Below are 20,070 nucleotides of genomic sequence, written 5' to 3'. Positions count from 1 at the left end.
ATACTGGACAATCTCGATCCTTTCTTGCCAAGTCGTAGAGCGACCTATTGTCATAGCTTTTGTTTCCCCTTTATAGGCTTTTAAGCTGCTATGACCATTATACTTGTTAATCCAATTAAAGAGCTGTCTCGTACTAGCAATCTTGTATTTATCGATGATCTGGTATTGAGACAATCCCCCCTCCAAGTAATCCTTCACTGCTTGGAGTTTAAGCTCAGCACTGTAGCTTTGAAGATGCGTGCGGCGCTCCAGCCCCTCATATCCGTACGTTTTGTAACGACGCTGCCATTTCATTAAGGTTGTCTTGTTGATCCCATATTTCTTCGCAGCTGCTAGAAAACCAATCTCCCCGTTCAATACCTCTTCGATAATGGCGAGTTTCTCCAAAGCATTATATTTTCCTTTAGACATGAAAAAGCTCCCCTCACAATAGCAGGCTTTTTATTATTTCACCTGTCTACCGTATGGGGAGCATATCACTAATTGGCTGCCGTTTCTCACCAAACGGGAAGATCCCGTCAAGCCCTGGAGTGGAGATAATGACAGTAAAGGGGATGAGTTCTTATGAATAAGCAAGACTATTTTGATTCGGAGAACTACACAGGGAATCATTTACACGTTGATAACTGGAAAGATAAGTTGGAGTTGACTCCCTTTATTGAGGCGATAGCGTGGGAAAGAAATGACGGAACAATAGATTTGTCCTGACACCTGGAATTATTGGTTACTCTTTTTTGTACGAAGTAGTGATGCACATGAGGATGCCATAATGACAAGTCGGTCTTGGACGGTCTTTGAAATTGATCAATCTTGATATGATGTTGCGATACGGAGGATTCAAAAAGCCTTGTAAAAAAGCATTATGAGAACTACGTGAGGCCGGATAGCGACACAGGCCTCTATTTCGCCTGTGCTGCCGTTTACCCCGGACGTTGTATCCCAAACAAATGGCAGAATCAGTCTTGAAAATCTCGAAAACCTACAACGGTTTCTAACTTGCCCGAAAAAGCCCTCCATTGACCGTTATGGCTCAATGGAGGGCTTTTGGTTCAGATAAGGTCCTGTCCGTTCTCATTTTCTGTATAGATGGAGATCAACACGATTGCCGTACCTTCACCTATATTTCTTACTAAATGGGGTGTACAAGCATTCCAACTAAAGGAATCACCTTCTCCAAATTCAGACGCATCTTCCCCTTGTTCCGCGTATATTCTTCCTTTAATGACCAAATGAACCTCTTCGCCTTCATGCGCATGAGGGGCATCGCCAGTCGTAGCACCAGGAGGAAACTCTACGATCATCATCTGTACGTTCTTTGTGGAACTCAAGTGTTCCACTTTTAAATTTTCTGAACCGCTTGTTGTGATTGTCCGTTCGTTTTTCCGAACAATTCGCATTCGCTCTTCTTTCTTTAAAAGCAAATAGGCTAGTGGCACTTTCAGTGCTTGGGCTATATTTTCCAGCGTTGAGATGGACGGTGAGGTTTTATTCGTTTCAACCTGACTCATAAAGCCTTGGGACAGGCCGGTTGTTTCGCACATTTGAGCGATGGTGATATTTTTTCGCTTCCGGATCGCTCGTATAGTAGAGCCAATATCCATCTGATCACACCTCTAGAATATTTGTAATACAAAACTTAATTTTATATTATCAATTTTCATATTGACAAGTCAATGTGTCTCACGTTAAATTACACATATAGAAATTATATTTTTATTACTAATATTTTTGGAGGAGAGAAACGAATGACTAAAACAGCTGTTGTTTCCATTATTATGCGCGTGGTGCTGGGCATCATATTTGTATTTCACGGTGTAGATAAGTTTCAAATGGGACTTAGCAATGTAGAAGCGTGGTTCAGCTCGATCGGTATCCCTGGATTTTTAGCTTATTTTGTTGCGGTGCTTGAACTTGTTGGCGGCATTATGCTGATCTTGGGGTTGTTTACTCGTTATGTATCAGGATTATTTGTCATCTTGCTCATCGGTGCAATTATAACGGCGAAATTATCGGCCGGACTTCTTGGTAACGGTCAAATGGCCGGCTATGAACTGGATCTCGGTTTTATCTTGATTTCGTTGTATTTGGTTGTTGCTGATCAATCACCGTTATCAGTTGACCGCTTTATTATGAGCAAGCGCAGCGAATAACTTACGAATTAAGGAGGAGTAAGATGAATCCGATCTATCAATATGATATTCACATGCCGGCCAATCTGGAGCCCGGCAAGAGATATCCGACCATTTTTACCTTGCACGGCAAAGGATCGAATGAACGAAATATGTTCGGTTTGGTCGCTCCATTGGCTGATGACTTCATCATCATTGGGATTCGCGGTAATTTGCCGCTTGGTGCGGGATTCCAGTATTACGATTTGAAAAGCCTGGGGAACCCGATTCGGGAGATGTTTGACCAAGCAGTTAAGGATCTCGAAGCATTCATTCATTATGCGACGGAGAAGTATCCGGTCGATCCGGACAAACGTTATTTGCTGGGCTTTAGCCAAGGTGCTATCCTGTCCATAACGCTTGCGCTCACGATGGGTGAACAGTTAAAGGGAATCGTTGCGTTGAACGGATATATCCCTGAGTTTGTGAAAACGGAGTATTCACTTCGGAGTGTTAAGGACGTTTCCGTATTTGTCTCGCATGGAGAATACGACTCCGTGTTCCCGGTTCGTATCGGGCACGAAACAGCTGCCTGTTTAAAAGACCAAACGGATCGCTTAACTTTCAAATTATATCCGTCCGATCACGGCGTATCTGAAGAGAACAAAATTGATTTTTTGAAGTGGCTTAAGAAGGATGCCGAATCAAATATAAATAAGGAGTGAGAGCATATGATGCCATCCTATTTTTTCGCGCACGGCGCACCATCAATCGTGCTCGAGGATAACGAATATACAAGGCTGCTTAAGCAGTTTAAAGACCACATGCCAAAACCGAAAGCGATTGTTCTCTTCTCCGCTCATTGGGAGGAATCGATACAGACGGTTAGCGCTGCTAAGACGTATGAAACCATTTATGATTTTGGCGGGTTCCAAGATGAGCTTTACCAGATGACTTATCCGGCCAAGAGTGACCGATCGTTAGTGGAGCAAATTCAAAACTTGTTTACAAAGCATGGCGTTGAGAACGTTCGAAATGAAAAAAGAGGCTTGGACCACGGAGCATGGGCCGTTCTAAAACTGCTATATCCGGAAGCAGATATTCCGGTCGTTGCGCTATCCGTAAATCGTTATCTGCCTATTGAGCGGCAGTATCAAATCGGCAAGGCAATGGCGGAGCTTCGCGAGCAGGATGTTCTTATTATCGGAAGTGGAGGAACCGTTCATAATTTAAGAAAATTGAACTGGCGGTCCGAGGGGATTGACGAGTGGGCTGAGCAATTTGATAACTGGATTCAAAGTAAGCTGGAGTCATGGGATACGGAGGCCCTGTTTCAATACCGTGAGCTCGCTCCCCATGCCCAAGAGGCCGTACCGACGAGTGAACACTTCATTCCGCTTCTTCTGGCCATGGGAACGGGTCACGCCAACTGTAATGCGAAACTCCTTCACAGAAGCTACCAATATGGTAACCTAAGCTTAAGTTGCTGGCAATTTAATTAAGATGAGATGAAAGAGGGAGGATCGGATGACATCCGCAGTTAAGACGGCGGTGGAGAGGACGCTTGTATTCTCCATTGCCGCTGTTTATATTGCGCTGCAGGTGGCGCAGCTTGAGATGCTGGTCTTTCTGTTGGGCGGATTGGTGTTTTCTGCAATCGTCTTACTGCTGCCGAAACTGAAGGGGATGACGTTATGGCTCGCGATTTTCTTTATGACTGCCGGAGTTGTTCTTCTTTGGCTTCAGAAAGCAAATGCTAGGATTTGGTTCGAGTCAGCCGGGATAAACGTGACCATCGTAACGCTGTTCCTATTCGCTCCGTTGTTCGGGATTCCGGTTCGTATTCCCGAATACGTTGAGGCCATGAAGCGGTTTTACGAAGCTAACCTGCGCAGCAAGACCGCTCTATTTATGGGAACGCAGATGCTCACTCAGATCATGGGCGTATTTATCAACGTGGGATCGATACCGGTTGTTTATCAAATGGTCTTTGTTAAACCGCAGCCAGGTATGAGCCGGTTGCTTGCTAATGCGCTCAACCGAGGCTTTGCGGGAGCGATTCTGTGGTCACCTTATTTCGCTGCCATGACGCTTGTGACATCAGCGTTAGAACTGCCCTGGTCGTCCGTCCTGCCTTATATGCTTGGATTGGCCATTCTTAGCCTCGGCATAAGCTGGGCAGTCGATTTTCGGGAATTGCGTCAAGCCGAACTAAACGAATTTGGGCAGTCGGTGGACAAAAAGGAGCGCTCGGGTTTTCCGCTTGGACTCGGGATGTATTTAATAGGCGCCATTGTTGTCATTTTAACCATGGAACATATGATAAAGCTCCCAATGATCTTATTAATTTGTATAGCTGCGGTATCTTTCCCTCTGTTCTGGTGCCTCATAAAGGGGAGCATGACCGTATACAGAATAGGAATTAAAAATCTTGTAACGGTCACTTTTCCTGCTTTGCAGAAAGAGATCACGCTTTTTCTGAGCGCTGGCTTTTTCAGTGGCTCAATTGGGGTTACGAACTTCGGCTCAATGGTTCCGAGCTTGCTTGACTTTATTCCGATGCCGATTTCCTTCACATTCACGATATTAACCGTTCTTTTAATTGCAGGGACTTCTTTAATTGGCCTCCATCCAATCGTGCCAGTGACTTTGCTTGCAGGAGCCATTGATCCCGTGAGCGTGCAAATCAGCCCGATTTATTTTGCGGTGATGCTGTTGGGAAGCTGGGCCTTGTCGAATCCCATCTCGCCGGCTTCGGCTGTAAACAACTTGCTGTCCGGTTTACTTAAGAAATCAGTGTTTGAGATGGCCGCGCCGAATTACAAATTCGCCGGCTTTATGGCGTTGGGATTGATCATTTATTTAGTGGTTGTTATGTGATATTAAACGAAAAAACGAAGAGTGGCAGGCATGACTGCTCTTCTGTTTTATTCGGGAATCACTCTGCATTGCGGCGTATTTCCTGCCACGTAAAGACCGGATATGCCGTGAATTTGGCCATAACGATTCGTAGAGGAAATGTGAAGGCTTTGCCTAGTGCGATGCTTACAATCATGCTAACCGGACAAAAGATTGCAGTCAGCACAAGCATAATGAGGGCCGAGAGTTACAGGCTTTTCAACCTGTTGCTCCTCGACTTTTTATGAAGAGAAGTAAAGGAATGAATATGGAATTCTGTATACAGCCACACTGTTGGGGAATAATGGAACCAAATGAAACAAGGTGGCTTCTTCATGACGAACAGTACTTCAGGAGTATCGCAATCGGGTACAGCAGGTTCAAGCGGAATAATGGCGACAAGCGGCGAGAAGCCGGCTAACATGCCCGAAAAAATCATTTCCGAACAGCTGCAGGATAATCTTGATTATTTAGAAATGACTTTTTCTAAAAGCACGGATATTGTTTTCAGACATTGGAACTACGGTCCCGAGCTGAAATTTACCGCATGTTCGGTATTTTATGAATCACTCGTTCAGGAAGATACCGTTAATTACATGAAAATTTCGCTGCAGGACCTAGCCACACATGAAATTGGTCCAGGCATGGATGTTACACCGCAGGATATCCGTTCATTTTTTGAGCATGACGGTGTATCGGCGAAAAAACCAATCATTCTTAACGATTTGGAGATGGTCGTTAATGAGATCTCGAATGGCCGTCTCCTTATTTTATTTGACCAATGGAATAAAGCGTTAAGCTTTAAAGCGGAATCCGTTGAGACGAGACAAGTCAATGAGTCTGTAAATGAATCCGTCGTACAGGGTCCAAGGGAAAGTACAGTAGAAAATTTACAGAAAAATTTAGGCTTGCTGCGTTTGCGTCTAAAAACGCCAAAATTCAAATTGGAGAGAATTACTGCTGGCGGAGAAACCCAAACGACAGTCGTTTACGGTTATATTGAAGATGCCGTCGATGCAGAAGTGCTGGCGGAGTTCGAAAAACGGCTAGAGCAAATCAAGGATGTTGAAATTTTGGAAACATCCTATATCGAGCAGCTGATCGAAGACTCTACTTATTCGCCATTTCCGCAGCACCGCTACACGGAGAGGACCGATATGGCAGTGGCCGGACTGCTCGCAGGAAAAATTGTGGTGCTCAGTCAAGGCACGGGAGGCATTTTGATATGCCCGGGGCTATTTACCGAATTTTTTCAATCCAGCGAGGATTATTACCAACGCACACTCATCGCAACTCTGGTGCGTTGGCTTCGAATTGTGGCCTTTCTTATTGCCTTAATCTTGCCGAGCGTCTACATTGCGCTTTCGACTTTTCATCCGGAGCTGATCCCTACAGTTTTGCTTCTAGCTGTCCTAAATGCGCGTGAGGGTATACCACTGCCCGCATTTTTTGAAGCGCTGCTCATGGAGTTTTTTTTCGAGCTGATGCGAGAGGCGGGCGTGAGGCTGCCTAGGCCGGTAGGATCAGCCGTTAGTATTGTAGGAGCTCTTGTCATAGGGGATGCTGCGATTAGCGCAGGGATCGCTTCACCTATTATGGTTATCGTTGTGGCGTTAACGGGCATTGCATCCTTTGCAATTCCGCAATATAACATTGCGATATCATTGCGAATACTGAGGTTTCCGCTCATGGTAAGCGCGGCTCTCTTGGGTGGGTTCGGAATGATGATTTGTTTATTGTTCCTTTTGCTCCATCTTTGCAAGCTGCGCTCGCTTGGCCAGCCTTACTTGGCTCCGCTGGCGCCGTTTCGATTAGTAGAGCTAAGGGATGTCATCATGAGAGCGCCGCTTAAGACGCTGCTTCGTTCCCCTCGAAACAATCATAAGCACAAACCGCTTTATAACGGTAAGAATGAGGATTGAGAAATCATGAAAAAAGGATTTTTTTGTCTATCTTTGCTGCTTGGCTTATTCATTGTCTCCGGTTGTTGGAGTAAATTCGAGCTGACAGAACGGGGATTCGTAATGGGTGTCGCTCTCGACCAAGGCGAGGATGGGAAAATTGAATTGCTGACACAAATTTATCGCCCAACCTCTACCCAGACGGTATCTTCAGTATCAACCATCACCTCCAGCATTAATATTAAGACCAGCGATGATTCGGTAATGGAAGCGATTCGTGATATTCCCATTCACTTGGGAAGGAAAGCGCAATGGAGCCATCTTCGCGTCATTATTGTGGGGGAGAAGCTGGCTAGATCCAACAATCTCGGTCATCTACTGGATCTATTCTATCGGGATCATGAGCCAAGAAGCAGTGTATCTCTCATGATCTCGAAGGGAACTGCCGGCAAGTTGTTTGAGAAAAAACCGTTAATCGAGCAGACTACTGCGCAGCAGTTTTTAAGAGCGAAAGAATCCTCACACATAACCTCAGCCAAAACGGTAGATAACAATCTGCTTGATTTGATGCTCCAGCTGCGAAGCGCCAGCGGCGATGCCATTGTTTCCTATGTGTATGAGGACAAAAATTCAAAGGATATATTTTCAGCCGCAGGACTTGCCCTCTTAAAAAAAGGGAAAATGAAGGTCGTTCTGCCGGCTTCCAAAGTGGAAGGGCTGCTTATGCTTCGCAATGCTTACCAGTCCGGTGTCGTTGAGATCAAGTGTCCCGGAAAGAATGGAGAACATGAAACAGCGGAGATTCTCTCGCTTAAAGTAAAAACAAAGCCAAGGATCCAAGGGGATGAAATTTCAGCCAGCAGCACGCTGGTTGGCGATATCGCGATCGGAGAACTTAAATGCAGCGATATAAACAGCGCCAAAGCTGAAATGGCATTCATCAAGAAGGTGGAGGAAAAACTATCGAAGCAGATTAAAAACTCGTTTCAGTTCCTTCAGTCGAACAAGATGGATGTGATTGGAATTGCGGATGCGATCTATCGTTCAGATCCCCGGAAGTGGGAAGATTTAAAACGGAATTGGGATACGCAATTTTCTGAACTCCCGTTTACGATTAAGGTGAGATTAAAACTTATCACAAGCGGAACGATATCCAGTAAACCGGCTGGTTAAGCAGAGAAAGGTGAGTTGGCATGTCGGAGCGAATCACAGTCTTCGTATTAGCTTTTGGTGGTATGCTGCTGTACGACTTGTTAACTTTGAAAAAAGTCAGCAAGCGTGAGAAAGGCATATATACCATTGCCTGCTTCATTTGCTTATACATGGGCATGGACTTCGTTGTAAATAAGGATTGGTTTGATTATTTCGATTTGATGATTCCTGTTTTTGATGATATATCCAAAGCGATAGATGATTACTTAAATGTGAATGCATGACAGCGGATAAGGGGGGGGAGCATCGATAAGCAAACGGTAAGTGCATTTCAGATGGGCGTACTGTTTTTCGTATTTATGACCGGATCTTCCATTATCAATATTCCAGGTGCGCTGATTGGCAAGGCAAATAACGGAGCCTGGCTCTCTCTGCTCCTATCCGGAGGTATAGGTTTTCTTATTTTAGCCTGTATCCTTTTCTTGCATCGGCGATATCCAACCATGACTTTTGTGGAATATAGCCGTCATTTAATGGGGACACCGCTTACGATCCTCTTTTCTGTTTTTACGATATCCTTTCTATTTTATATGCAATCGGCCATCGTAAACGACGTTGGCCTGTTTATGGTTAGCTCCATGTTAAGAGAAACGCCAATGTATGCTTTTACTTTTCTCATATTCGCCATATCGGCTGTAACGGTACGCGCGGGGCTTGAGGTTATGGCAAGAATGTTTACATTGACGATGATTTTGACGGCCATAAGTATCCTTGTTGTACTCATCATTGCGATCCCAGACTATAATCCTTCTTTATTGCTCCCGATCTTGCCGAAAGGAATCAAGCCCGTGCTATATGGGGCATATTTCACATTCGGCTTTCCGTATGCGGAGATATTTTTGTTCTCCATGCTGCTGCCGTTTGTCAACGAAGGCACGACCGGCAAGCTGTCGAAGACGATGTTGGCAGTGCTGGGTATTAATATTTTGGTGCTTTGTTTGTCTGTCATATGCGCAATCATGATTTTTGGTATTTTGGCTGGCGAGAAACCTTATTTGCTTTTTTCGCTGGCTCGGATCGTCGAATTCCAAGAGATTATACAACGAATAGAGTCGATTATAGGGATGTCTCTGATTTTGGGCTCCTACATGAAGACAACGATTACGCTGTATGTGCTTAACTTGTATCTGAGTCAGATGTTTCGTTTTCAAAATAGTCAGGCCTTAGTCATGCCTTTAGCGTTAATCGGATTCTTCATGGGACTGGTAACCATTGATGGGGCGACGGAGTGGGGACGCATCGTTACTACGATCCATCCCGTATGGACGTTTGCGGCATTTATAATTCCATTGCTGCTGCTAACGGTTATCGCCTTATTCAAAAAAAAGGACAACTAACTGAAATCGTTTTGCGGCTGCCAATAATGCCTAGCATTTGGAAATCCAGCGATGATCTCCGATCCGTATCCGGCCTTTTTCCATTGATTACATCTTTGAAATTCGAATTAATGAATCTACAGGAATGCTAACGGGAAACGCTAGTGTAATACAATCGATGAAATCCTCCCATTGGAAGAAAACCTAGATTTAGTGGGCATGCGCATCGCCATGCGTTGCTGCGGGGAGGTTTTTTTGTGATTAAATGGGGTCAATGTGGTTTAGTCCAAACAAAGGAATGATAAAAATTCCGAACTAGAGTACGTATGAACAAGCGGATTATGTCCACATAGTGCAAAAATAAGTCTTTTTAATTCAAAGATTAATATAGCTTGGGAGTTTATCATAAAAGAATACGTATCATTTTACTAAGGAATAGAGGAATTCATTATGACAACAAACAAAATTCCGCAATTAGGAAATACGGCACGCAGCTATGATCTTGTTCCAGGCTGGGCAAAGCTTCCTGCTCACTTAGAGTTTGGCTATACACATGGAATTGTCGTAGACCAACAGGATAACGTCTATGTTTTTCATACAGGTAAACCCTCAATTTTCAAATTTGATCAGACAGGGGAATTTCAAGCGGCTTGGGGCGAAGAGTTCGAGGGTGGCGCACACGGATTTTATCTTCATAAGGAGCAAAACAGTGAATACCTCTTTATTACAGACACCTCTCGCGGTAATGTTGTAAAAATGGATTTAAGCGGAAAGCATTTGCTGACATTGGGAACACCTGATCGTCCTGATTTATACAACGAGGAACTTAAATATATCCCTACAGATGTAGCCGTTTCGGCAAATGGTGATATTTATGTATCTGATGGATATGGTCAAAGCTGGATTCATCACTATACGGCAGCAGGGGAATATATCCGTTCCTGGGGCGGAAAAGGTACGGAATTGGGACAATTGAACTGTCCACATGGTATTTCCATTGATATACGCAGTGGTGTAGAAGAGGTTTATGTAGCTGATCGTGGCAATCATCGGATTCAAGTCTTTACCTTACAGGGTGATTTCAAAAGAGTCATCGTTGATGATATGGACCAGCCCTGCAGCTTCTATTATCACGGGGACGATCTCTTTTTCCCAGACTTAAACAGTCGGATTACGATCTTCGACAAAAATGATCGGTTGATCTGTCATTTAGGCGAAGATCAGCAGGCTTACAAACAAGAAGGCTGGCCGAATTTACCTAAGTCTTACTACACAGATAATAAATTCAGCTCACCTCATGGTATTTGTGTAGACTCCAAAGGTTCGGTTTATGTTGCTGAATGGATTTTCGATGGACGTGTAACTAAGCTTACACTGGCATAATTGTATAGTAAATAAAGGGAACCGGCATGTCCAGAATAACTAGGCATGCCGATTCTTTTAATAATAGACCTTATTTACCATATATCGGATGCCTGTTTCCTCAAAAAATAACTCGAGTTTAAGAATTTATTTTCTTTAAACCGTTTAAAACCATAATTCACTTGTATGAGGACATTGCGGCGGAGGAGAAGGCGCGGGGAAGACTCCCCCCAGCCTTTCTGTTAAATGCAAGAGGGCATGTCGAAAGCTGAAAATAGGGCGCATATAACCGCTACCCTTTTAACGGCTGCCAATCTCAGGAAGGCGACGCAGATTATAATCGGACAGTCTGATCGGACGTTTTGGCAGTCCTTGCTGTGGGGTAACATGGTTGCTTATCAATTGGCCAAAATCACCCTAATATTGTCTGCTCAGCGGATGACGCCTGTACTTGTGATATGAACTTGAATACTTGGCTTCAAGTGCACATCCTTGTACTTGTTTTTCCAGTCTATGTTTTTCCATAGATCGGAATGGTTTACTCTTAGCTTTCTGCCGATTCCGAAAGCATCGCAATTGGCTTCCAGCAATTTGTTTACAACTTCTGCTGCACGTTTGTTCAACGTTGTGGCAATTTCCTGATTTAACTGCTCGCGATCGATTTTTCGACCCATACCGGTTGGGTAGCTGCTGATCGCACCATAAAGGTCAACCTTTATTGAACATTCGATTTCTTTCGAATTTTTATGAACAGACACTTTAAATGACCTCTTTACTTTCCGAGCTTCAAAAGTAATCATATTAGCGGTCGATTGTTTAGGCTTGCTCTCTTCAGAGCTTTGTTTTATGGGTAAATCCATGAATGCATGTTTGTTTATCTTATCCATTAAAAGCAATAAGATTGTACTTTCGTCACGAGACAATGACGCTCCGGTATATTTGGTTCCATCAAATAATGCGATGCTGTCTACGACTAAAGCTTTATTTTTAGTTTTATGTATCATGGGCAGAACCGCATCAACACCCGGGTCAGTGATTTGACTCCATAAGGTGAACAGATTTTGATTCGGAACAATCGACTTGCCTACCGCTCCATCAACCATTTGCTTAATGCTATAGGCGGCAGGACTATTTTCTGTAGATTCATAAGATAAAACTTCTGAAGCTTGTCCCTTGCTTATTAAAACTTCCGATGTCAGATAACCTTTAGGATTCCTGTAAAAAGACTCCATAAAGGGCATAATGCCACGCTTTGCTAGAACTTCCCCGATGATCAAAACATGAGTCTTGCTTGCTTCTATGGTGCCCGGAAGCATACTATCAATAATAGAACCAACATTAAAAACGGAATCCCCAGTTGCTTGAATCAATTCATCCTTCACATCGAATTGTCCGCTGCCTTTACTCTTCAGAATGACCGCACTAACAGTGCCAACCAATTGGCCATCTTCATCGGCATCAAAGCTAACTCCGTTTATCATCTTTTTATTAATGAGATATTGACTGTCCCAACATGCCGTTAGGACTATTGAAAGTAATCCAATACAGACAGCAAGAAAACATTTTTTTCTCAAGTTGACCCAACCTTTTCATTATTTTTTAGCAGGAAGGATACCAACCATAACAAAACGGGTAAAGGTGCAATCATAATAAGGTATCCATATAGCAACCAATTACTGAAAAGTTCAATATTTTCCAATGTGGATAAATACCACCCTATTAGATAGACGAGCAATCCGCTGATCCACACAAGCCTTCGATAAGAACTTTGATTTGCTGTTAGACTTTTTCCGGCTACGCATAGATAAGAAACGATGGTGGCGGTCATTGGAATAATCCAAATCGATAAAAAAATTAGATCCATGCGGTCAAACAGCGTATAAGATAACCCTTTTAAAATATACAAAACCGGCTCATTCACTTGTTCTAATGCTTTAGGACTAAATCCAATCAGGCAAATGAATACAAAATAAGTATAAAATAATGTGACAAAGCAATTAGCAAAGGAGGCTACACGAAACAAATCTTTGTGATTGCTTTGAACTTGGGCAAAGAAATAGAGGATCACTTCAAAACCGAGCATTGAAAAAAAGGTTTTTTCACTTCCCTTGAGAATTTGCGCAAAACCTGATTCGCCTATCGGCAAAATATTCGAAACTTGCACCTCATTATTGAAGTTTAAAAAACTGATCAAGATCAACAAACCGAATAGTACAGATGTTAATACAAAAAATCTTGCAATGACACGCAAATTTTCAAGAGCCAGATATAAGCCAGTCCCTATGATGAGCAGGAGCAGAACCCAACCGGGTGTCATGGAGAGCATCCAAGTTTGAATCAACTGGACATAAAGCGTACTCGCGTAACCCGCTATGAGAATAAAAAAAACATAATAAATGAGGTTTAGAGTTTTACCCATATAAGCTCCAAACACTCGAACGGTAATTTCTCTTAAGGTCTGGTTGGGAAATTTTTTAAGCAGCTGCCAGTATACGATAAGTAATAGCTGAATGGCGGCCCCAGCCACAAGAACCGAGATCCATGCATCACCTTTAGCCGAACTTTGTATTTTTGAAGGCAAGGATAAGAGGCCTATTCCAATTTGTGTTTTGATTATTAAGAAAAACAATTGGGACTTGTTTATCGTATTATTCAAGTACGTTTCCACCTCCCGAAAAATAACTGCTTAAAGGGATTGGTTTTCCCGTTTTGCGTGTCATTATTGACCGTCCAGATCGGAAGTCGCAGAAAAATATCTTTAATATTTGTCTTCCCGTCAAAAGGACCAAATGGTGTGAAATAGGGTATTCCCAAAGTCTCTATCTTGCATAGGTGAATGAAGATGAGCATCATCATGATGGAGATCCCGAAAAAGCCAAAAAAAGCTGCGGCAAGCATAGTTGGAAAGCCCAAAATCCTTAAGCTGGTCCCAAACTCGTTTATTGGGGTTGCGAAAGAGGCGATCGCAGTCAATCCAATGACGACAATCATCGTATGAGAAACCAGCTGGGCCTCCACAACGGCCGTGCCTATGACTAATCCCCCGACAATACCAATCGTTTGGGCTATAGGTGAAGGTAATCGTATCGCTGCCTCTTTCAGCAATTCAAGAATGGTTTGCATGAGTAGCGCTTCCAAGATAGGCGGTAATGGAACGTAGGTTAAAGAAACCTTAACGGAATAAAGAATTCCGATAGGAAGCACCTCGGAGTGATACGACACAATCGCAATATAGATCGCGGGTAAACAAGTAGCCAATATAAAACTAATTAATCGGATAAAACGGTAAAATGACCCTATGAGCCATCGGCTGTTAAAATCGTCAGGCGATTGGTAAAAAGAAAAAAAAGTAATAGGTAAAACCAAAACACTTGGGCTGCCGTCAACGACTACAGTGATTTTCCCCTCTATTAGGTAAGCAACTGCCCGATCGGGCCTTTCGGTCTGTATCGTTTGCGGAAAAGGAGAAAAGGGATGTTCTTCAATCATCTCATCAATGTTGCCAACGGAATACAAATAGTCGAGATCGATAGTCGAAATCCTTTTCAAACATTCCTCAACGATTTTGGGATCGGCTATGTTATTCATATAAACAACAGCTACTTTCGTATTCGTGACACTGCCTAAGGTTAAGTACTTAACCTTCAATTTTGGACTTTTGATTCGATTGCGGAGCAGATAAATATTAGTGCTTAAACTTTCGATAAAACCTTCATGAGATCCCTTAATAATTTGTTCGGTCCTGGGTTCTTGGATAGATCGGCCTTGCGATTGTGCGACTGGCATCATGAGTGCGGCTGAATCATTCCCCATAACAGCAACGCAAAATCCATCAAGTAAAGATTTTCCGATCTGAACAACATTCGAGGATTTCGCGACTTCGATTGTATTTACAAACTGTTCAACATCTCCAGAGTTTGATTCCAGCAAAGGCTTAATCATACTGGTTTGAATTAACTCCGTGTTTACAAGTGCTTCTAAATATAACAATGCGTACGTTTGGTTGTTAAATACGTGCATGTGAATCTTAAGGTCTTCAGTATGAGATAAATGTTCTTGAATTTGAGAAATTTTGAGTTCGATTTCTCCAGACTTCAACTCAATGGTAAGGGTTCCAGATTCCAATGATTTTAGGTTTCTACTTTTTAAGTATTTCATGTAATCATCCCCCTCTGTTAATAATCATTACTTATTATTAACAAATATCCCAACAATTATTTTCATGAATACGGGAGGGAGGAGCTAGTCTCGTAAGTACCGGAAAGAGCATATTGACAAAAGATGCTACGCCGGAACAACTGATAGCGGCAGAACTTGGTGCCCACTGTGTCGCTCATGGCAAATTACAATTCAATTTTTAATAGGTTTTGGGTGAAAAACCACAATAGAATACTTTAGCGTTAAGCTAACGGGCAGTTTACGTTAACGAAAAAAAACGGCACATAATTGTGCCGGTTACGATTTTCCCTAAAAAAGCCATAGATACATAAATTGTATGTTAATTAAGCGACCGCGGCGCAAAAACGATAAGAGAAACGGCACACTAAAAGCAACTTAATTGCTTCCGTGGTTACAATACTGGGGCGAAACATGTGTTCATCAAAGAAATGTTGTATACTTTATGCAATAAACCTAGTAAAAATAATTTTTTATTGGAGGAAATATGAAACTTGGCGCATTCTCTGTAAGTTTAAGTGTAAAAGACATTTACAAATCAAAATTATTTTACGAAAATCTAGGATTTCAAGTATTTGGAGGCGATATTACCCAAAATTGGCTCATTATGAAGAATGAAAGTTGTATAATTGGTCTATTCCAAGGAATGTTTGAAAAGAATATTCTGACCTTTAATCCAGGATGGAATGAAAATGCCGAAAGTCTTAATTCGTTTACGGACATTCGAGATATTCAAAAACAGCTTAAAGCAAAAGGAATTAAAATATTATCTGAAGCAGATGAAACAAGCGAAGGCCCTGCAAGTTTTACTATTGAAGATCCTGATGGTAATCCCATTCTTATAGATCAACACAGATGAATTAGAGAATGGTTCAGGTATATACATATACATCAGGGCTTTCAACCAAGAAAGAGTTAAGCTTACGGGGAACGATAGTTTAATAAAACATCGGCAGTCAAAGACTTCATTTACGTCCATGGCTGCCACTGTTTCCGTTGTTGAGGTTAGTGTAAAACTAATTTTACGAAGTCTGACGAGATTGTAAATCGGAACAGATCAACACATCCGATCTAATACTTCATTTCCATTGAACACGAAAATCATATCGGCGAATTAAAAACATTGCTCGGTAGTTGTCGTCAAAAACGGAAGGAAGATCAAAGTACTTTCCGATCTCTATGCCAGAATGGACTATAATCCTACGATTTGTCATTGTAAAATATATGTTTGGCAGACACTGTTCCACCAACAAGTTGTAAAATGCCGAACGAATACATGGGCTGCCTCCTCTTATCAGTTGGTGACCCGGGATTAAATACCAACAGGTCACCTGAGCGCTTAAGCACTGGAATATGGGAATGGCCATAGATAAGCACATTCAAATGAACATTCTTGAAGGCTTCTAACGCACGCGCTTCCGTATTTATTCTTTTCCCATCACCATGTCCGTGAACGATACCGATTTTTACACCCTCGAACTCTAATTGCCTCCGCAATCCAAACTTGCGGATAATGTCTGCTCCGTCATTGTTACCTGAAACACCGTAGATCGGGGCGAATGCTACCAAGGCCTCGTACACGGAAAGATTCGTCCAATCACCTGCATGAATGATAGCTTTTGCCGTTTTTAGCTCGCGAAGCAACCGATCTGGCAGTTTCTTGTTCATTCTGGGCATATGCGTATCAGATACGACGACGATTTTCATCCTCACCGACCTCGATTCCTTGTCTTCATATTCTTCATTCGTATTTTATAATCAAATAGACCAATAAGACAACAATCAATGCAACAATGAAAAAACCGACTGCTGCTTTTTTCTGTCCAGATGCGTAAAGTGCTATACTAGCCAGACGTAAACGGTACGATTTTTCTATGGGGGCACATTGACTGGAATTGCAATGAACGACGGTAAAAGCAGTAAGGGCTAATGGTACGCAATTACGGTAAGGGTAGGGCATACGACAGTGAGCTCTGCTGTAGTTAAAGTGGAAATGTCAGATGAGAATAAAGGGTAGTGTAATAGCCGTCAAAATTAAATAGACAAAAAAAATTGACTTCATTCAAGTTTCATTACTAATTTAATTAACAGCTGAATTTATATTTACAGAATCAGGAAATAGAAAGGTAACCGTACCGTCTGGAGGAAAAGTAGCCGTAACAATGCCATAGTTATTTATGGTTGCAGCGACCGGCGAAGAAATCGAAGGCGCTATCCCGTTTATGAGAGTTGAATTGATCAATCGCAATACACTAGGGGGCTCGGGAATAATCTCTATCACCGATGCGTTCGGATCCTGGCATCGGAAGAGTCCTTTGAAGGTATAGTCCGCTGAGTTTCCGGCGGAAAGGTCCGTGATGGTAATGACCTCCGCTCCTGACTCTACTTCATCTGCATACAATTGAACTCTGCCAGTGCTTGAGGTTCTAAGTGCATTGTTTGTTGTGCGAATAAAGTTGATATCTGCAATGAGGCTTGCGTCATTGGCAACAAGAATTCCTGTTCCGGTATCGATCCCGGTGTCATTTCCGATGATGCTGCCATTTGCTCTTAATATACCGGCGTTTACCACGATGGCAGCCGCATCGGGCAGGGTTACGCCGCTCACGACCAACAGCCTATCGAAGGACAAGTCCGAGGCCAAGATAGAGTTGTACAGCATACAGATCCCGCCGACTCTGATTTCGTTGATGTCCGCCACAAGAATAGCCGTATCCTGTACAACGATTCCAGTATAATCCGCCCCACCTTGAATAAGATCACCCACGATTCGGGCATTCGTATTTCCGCTTAGCAAAACGATAGTCCGTTCAGTACTAGGTTGGAAGATGGCCACCTCAGCAAATGTAAGAGTTACATTGCCTGCACTCGCCTCTAATGCACGTGTGCCCAATTGCATTCTTGCAATATTGCCATTGAAATTTCCACCGGTGACAGCAATGCCGATCGAAGAATCCGGCAGGGTGTTGAGCATAAACTCACCTTGAATGTCCAGATTACCATCCGCTAAGGAAATCATCTGCAGGGAAGCGCTGGCATCCATGCGATTGAATACAATATTCGAGTTGCCTGCTTCTTGGAAAATGAGGCTAGTGCCTGGAATTCCGAAGACCGAGCTGGATAAAGAGTCAACATAACAACGGATATTGGGATTAATTCCTCCCGGCGTTAAATGAATACAGCTGCCAAAAGCCGAGATCGCATTTACGTTCGCTTCGACTTGCCCATCATTAATAAGCAGGGCTGTCTTGAACCCGGTACCGTTGTCGAAAGTGGAGATACGATCTCCAATCATGTTCAGATTGCCTCCGCTTTCCACCGTAACGAGTCCGTTCACAAATCCTGAAATCTCCTGAAAATTAAGAAATAGATGACCATTATTGGCTACGAGTATTGCTGGAGCCGTCGTTCCGTTTGTCGACATCTGCATCACGGTCGACTTATGGTTGCCCCCAGCTACATGAATACAGCCTGCTGCACTAGAAATAAGATCTACCTGTAATCTCATTTGCCCATTTTGAAGATCAATGGCACTGTTCACCGTCTGAAAAGAGTTGATTACTTTGGCATGAATAATTGCCTCTGCATTCTGCATTAAAATGCATCGATCTTGACTGAATATCTTATCGAACTCACCCGTGAATACAGTATTACCATCAATAAGCAGTGCTGGAGCTAATGAATTAATAACGACCAATAAATATGAAATCAAACTAACCATACTGCCGCCTTGAACTGATACCCCTTGGGAAACCCCCACCAAAGCTACAGAAAAACTAATAAATGTACCGGTATATTGAGGAGCGATATCAATAATTAAACCAGAACCGGACTGAATGTTCCGCGCTCGCAGGGTGATAACGGACGTCTGGTTCGGGGCGCTATTAGTTACAAAAACGGCCCTGCCCCCGCTAGTAATCATCGTTGCTTCTAAATTTATACTAAGTGGATCTGACCCCGAAAAAAGGATGAGGTCCTCCGAACCGCTGGTATCATTCGAAATTTCAAAAACATTCATAAACAGTGTTCCACTCGTTATCACAATAGCAGAACCTCCGATGAAGCTGTTCGTGATACTCTCCCTAACGTTTATGGTATAAATCCCGCCACCGAGTAAATGGATCGTATTCCCTACCGTATCACTCATGGATTCGCATTCTAGGTGGATTGTGCTGGCACCTGTGCTCTGAAGAATAGAACTGCCTGCAGTTGTTGCTCCATTGGTTAGAAACTGTCCCTCACCAAGAACATCAAAAGCTATTTCAGCTCCAAGATCATCAAAAAGATTTCCAATAGCTGTCACTACAGCTCCCTTTTCAAATACCCAACTGATTCCGTCTTTTGCCAAATTTGTCTCCGTATAAAATCCGGGACGTACAATGATAGTAGTGCCTGAAGGAGCGGCAGCTACAGCCGCAGCGGCAGTCTGCCATGGCTTTGTCTCATCATCAAGCAATGCTGTTGCGTTATTACCATACACAGGATCAACAAACGCAGTCTGATTCACTAATAACTGAGAAGGACCCGGAGGACCAACCCCACCTTGTGCACCTGCTGGACCTGCTGGACCTGCTGGACCTGCTGGACCTGCTGGACCTTGGATTCCCTGAGGGCCATCTATGCCTGGAACTCCTGGCATACCTGGAGCACCAGGTGGACCTGCTATAATTTTTATTTTCTTTCCACCTTTGATCCCAGGAATACAAGGAACTTTCCTTAATAACCGTCCGTTTTTTCTACAGATGCGGGGCTTCTTATTAGCCTTACACTTACTATTCTCTGCAAAAACTCGTTCCTCCTCGAAAGCTAACTATTTTTTACTAACAATAGCTGTACATTTTATGATGAAGTAGAGAGTTTTGGAAAGGCTTATACCTACGAGGTTATAACTATAATCTTAAACAAAGAAGAGATTTTAGAAGGATAGTAGCCTATTTTTAAATCTAGTATAGAGCAAACATACTATAGGACTTCAGAAAATGTAATTAAGCTAACGGAAAACGTTAGTTGAACAAGCCATTGCAGCAGCCGGTTAAAACGATCAGCTGCTTTTTCATTGAAGCAACCACATTCCTTTTCGGAGATTTTAAAGGAGGT

Annotated in this window: 18 protein-coding genes; 11 read left to right on the top strand and 7 right to left on the bottom strand. The window is 42.9% G+C overall.

Annotated elements, in window-relative coordinates; all coding sequences use genetic code 11:
• On the bottom strand, window positions 1-411 hold a 411-nt coding region (locus tag HI950_RS28685), incomplete at its 3' end, for a helix-turn-helix domain-containing protein (RefSeq protein WP_187768183.1).
• Window positions 412-564: 153 nt separating this feature from the next.
• Here HI950_RS28685 and HI950_RS28680 point away from each other — a divergent pair.
• Complete coding sequence (locus HI950_RS28680; protein WP_169088712.1) at window positions 565-708, top strand: hypothetical protein; 144 nt, start codon at window positions 565-567, stop codon at window positions 706-708.
• Window positions 709-1,049: 341 nt separating this feature from the next.
• Here the strand turns inward: HI950_RS28680 and HI950_RS28675 are convergent, their stop codons facing one another.
• Window positions 1,050-1,601 carry a helix-turn-helix domain-containing protein gene (locus tag HI950_RS28675; RefSeq protein WP_169088714.1) on the bottom strand — a complete coding sequence of 184 codons (552 nt, stop codon included), beginning with the start codon at window positions 1,599-1,601 and terminating at the stop codon, window positions 1,050-1,052.
• 144 nt (window positions 1,602-1,745) lie between these two features.
• Here HI950_RS28675 and HI950_RS28670 point away from each other — a divergent pair, with 144 nt between their 5' ends.
• The 9 genes from HI950_RS28670 to HI950_RS28630 all read left to right on the top strand — a co-directional run bounded on the left by HI950_RS28670 (window position 1,746) and on the right by HI950_RS28630 (window position 10,818).
• Entirely contained in the window at window positions 1,746-2,150 is a 405-nt protein-coding gene (locus HI950_RS28670) for a DoxX family protein (RefSeq protein WP_169088716.1), read from the top strand.
• Window positions 2,151-2,173: 23 nt separating this feature from the next.
• Window positions 2,174-2,833 (top strand): alpha/beta hydrolase, encoded by a 660-nt coding sequence (locus HI950_RS28665; protein ID WP_169088718.1) that lies wholly within the window; start codon window positions 2,174-2,176, stop codon window positions 2,831-2,833.
• A gap of 6 nt (window positions 2,834-2,839) precedes the next feature.
• Window positions 2,840-3,610, top strand: a complete 771-nt coding sequence (locus tag HI950_RS28660) for a DODA-type extradiol aromatic ring-opening family dioxygenase (RefSeq protein WP_169088720.1) — start codon at window positions 2,840-2,842, stop codon at window positions 3,608-3,610.
• Between the two features lie 25 nt (window positions 3,611-3,635).
• Window positions 3,636-4,988 (top strand): hypothetical protein, encoded by a 1,353-nt coding sequence (locus tag HI950_RS28655; RefSeq protein ID WP_169088722.1) that lies wholly within the window; start codon window positions 3,636-3,638, stop codon window positions 4,986-4,988.
• A 353-nt stretch (window positions 4,989-5,341) separates the two neighbouring features.
• Window positions 5,342-6,928, top strand: a complete 1,587-nt coding sequence (locus tag HI950_RS28650) for a spore germination protein (protein ID WP_223285561.1) — start codon at window positions 5,342-5,344, stop codon at window positions 6,926-6,928.
• 6 nt (window positions 6,929-6,934) lie between these two features.
• Window positions 6,935-8,080, top strand: a complete 1,146-nt coding sequence (locus HI950_RS28645) for a Ger(x)C family spore germination protein (protein ID WP_169088724.1) — start codon at window positions 6,935-6,937, stop codon at window positions 8,078-8,080.
• 20 nt (window positions 8,081-8,100) lie between these two features.
• A complete protein-coding gene (locus HI950_RS28640; RefSeq protein WP_169088726.1) occupies window positions 8,101-8,343 on the top strand; it encodes a hypothetical protein in 243 nt (80 codons plus the stop codon).
• Window positions 8,344-8,349: 6 nt separating this feature from the next.
• The gene (locus tag HI950_RS28635) at window positions 8,350-9,456 is read left to right on the top strand and encodes a GerAB/ArcD/ProY family transporter (protein ID WP_317618465.1); all 1,107 of its coding nucleotides are present in this window, start codon (window positions 8,350-8,352) and stop codon (window positions 9,454-9,456) included.
• A gap of 429 nt (window positions 9,457-9,885) precedes the next feature.
• A complete protein-coding gene (locus HI950_RS28630) occupies window positions 9,886-10,818 on the top strand; it encodes an NHL repeat-containing protein (RefSeq protein WP_169088931.1) in 933 nt (310 codons plus the stop codon).
• A gap of 410 nt (window positions 10,819-11,228) precedes the next feature.
• Here HI950_RS28630 and HI950_RS28625 read toward each other — a convergent pair whose 3' ends face one another.
• Genes HI950_RS28625 through HI950_RS28615 form a run of 3 tightly spaced genes read right to left on the bottom strand, consistent with a single transcriptional unit; the run spans window position 11,229 to window position 14,955 of the window.
• A complete protein-coding gene (locus HI950_RS28625; RefSeq protein ID WP_169088730.1) occupies window positions 11,229-12,371 on the bottom strand; it encodes a Ger(x)C family spore germination protein in 1,143 nt (380 codons plus the stop codon).
• Window positions 12,368-13,453 (bottom strand): GerAB/ArcD/ProY family transporter, encoded by a 1,086-nt coding sequence (locus tag HI950_RS28620; RefSeq protein ID WP_169088732.1) that lies wholly within the window; start codon window positions 13,451-13,453, stop codon window positions 12,368-12,370. Before HI950_RS28620 ends, HI950_RS28625 begins: the two co-directional genes overlap by 4 nt.
• Window positions 13,450-14,955 carry a spore germination protein gene (locus tag HI950_RS28615; protein ID WP_169088734.1) on the bottom strand — a complete coding sequence of 502 codons (1,506 nt, stop codon included), beginning with the start codon at window positions 14,953-14,955 and terminating at the stop codon, window positions 13,450-13,452. The genes HI950_RS28620 and HI950_RS28615 overlap by 4 nt, the downstream gene beginning before the upstream one ends.
• 505 nt (window positions 14,956-15,460) lie before the next feature.
• Between HI950_RS28615 and HI950_RS28610 the strand changes: the two genes are divergently transcribed.
• Window positions 15,461-15,832: a VOC family protein gene (locus HI950_RS28610; protein WP_169088736.1), complete on the top strand. Its 372-nt coding sequence runs from the start codon at window positions 15,461-15,463 to the stop codon at window positions 15,830-15,832.
• A 341-nt stretch (window positions 15,833-16,173) separates the two neighbouring features.
• Here HI950_RS28610 and HI950_RS28605 read toward each other — a convergent pair whose 3' ends face one another.
• Both HI950_RS28605 and HI950_RS28600 read right to left on the bottom strand, forming a co-directional pair.
• On the bottom strand, window positions 16,174-16,680 hold the full coding sequence (locus HI950_RS28605) for a metallophosphoesterase family protein (RefSeq protein WP_169088933.1): 507 nt from the start codon (window positions 16,678-16,680) through the stop codon (window positions 16,174-16,176).
• Window positions 16,681-17,053: 373 nt separating this feature from the next.
• The gene (locus HI950_RS28600) at window positions 17,054-19,612 is read right to left on the bottom strand and encodes a hypothetical protein (protein ID WP_187768182.1); all 2,559 of its coding nucleotides are present in this window, start codon (window positions 19,610-19,612) and stop codon (window positions 17,054-17,056) included.
• Between the last annotated feature and the right edge of the window lie 458 nt (window positions 19,613-20,070).

Origin of the sequence: Paenibacillus sp. PL91 (genome assembly GCF_012935325.2) — a bacterium.
Classification (GTDB): domain Bacteria; phylum Bacillota; class Bacilli; order Paenibacillales; family Paenibacillaceae; genus Pristimantibacillus.
Note: the sequence above shows the minus strand (reverse complement) of the source record. Positions and strands in the feature narration are given on the sequence as shown.

Bases quoted from the DNA above. Each gene is read 5' to 3' on its own strand.
- HI950_RS28680 (WP_169088712.1), top strand. From the start codon at position 565: ATGAATAAGCAAGACTATTTTGATTCGGAGAACTACACAGGGAATCAT.
- HI950_RS28675 (WP_169088714.1), bottom strand. From the start codon at position 1,601: ATGGATATTGGCTCTACTATACGAGCGATCCGGAAGCGAAAAAATATC.
- HI950_RS28670 (WP_169088716.1), top strand. From the start codon at position 1,746: ATGACTAAAACAGCTGTTGTTTCCATTATTATGCGCGTGGTGCTGGGC.
- HI950_RS28665 (WP_169088718.1), top strand. From the start codon at position 2,174: ATGAATCCGATCTATCAATATGATATTCACATGCCGGCCAATCTGGAG.
- HI950_RS28660 (WP_169088720.1), top strand. From the start codon at position 2,840: ATGATGCCATCCTATTTTTTCGCGCACGGCGCACCATCAATCGTGCTC.
- HI950_RS28655 (WP_169088722.1), top strand. From the start codon at position 3,636: ATGACATCCGCAGTTAAGACGGCGGTGGAGAGGACGCTTGTATTCTCC.
- HI950_RS28650 (WP_223285561.1), top strand. From the start codon at position 5,342: ATGACGAACAGTACTTCAGGAGTATCGCAATCGGGTACAGCAGGTTCA.
- HI950_RS28645 (WP_169088724.1), top strand. From the start codon at position 6,935: ATGAAAAAAGGATTTTTTTGTCTATCTTTGCTGCTTGGCTTATTCATT.
- HI950_RS28640 (WP_169088726.1), top strand. From the start codon at position 8,101: ATGTCGGAGCGAATCACAGTCTTCGTATTAGCTTTTGGTGGTATGCTG.
- HI950_RS28630 (WP_169088931.1), top strand. From the start codon at position 9,886: ATGACAACAAACAAAATTCCGCAATTAGGAAATACGGCACGCAGCTAT.
- HI950_RS28615 (WP_169088734.1), bottom strand. From the start codon at position 14,955: ATGAAATACTTAAAAAGTAGAAACCTAAAATCATTGGAATCTGGAACC.
- HI950_RS28610 (WP_169088736.1), top strand. From the start codon at position 15,461: ATGAAACTTGGCGCATTCTCTGTAAGTTTAAGTGTAAAAGACATTTAC.
- HI950_RS28605 (WP_169088933.1), bottom strand. From the start codon at position 16,680: ATGAAAATCGTCGTCGTATCTGATACGCATATGCCCAGAATGAACAAG.
- HI950_RS28600 (WP_187768182.1), bottom strand. From the start codon at position 19,612: ATGCCAGGAGTTCCAGGCATAGATGGCCCTCAGGGAATCCAAGGTCCA.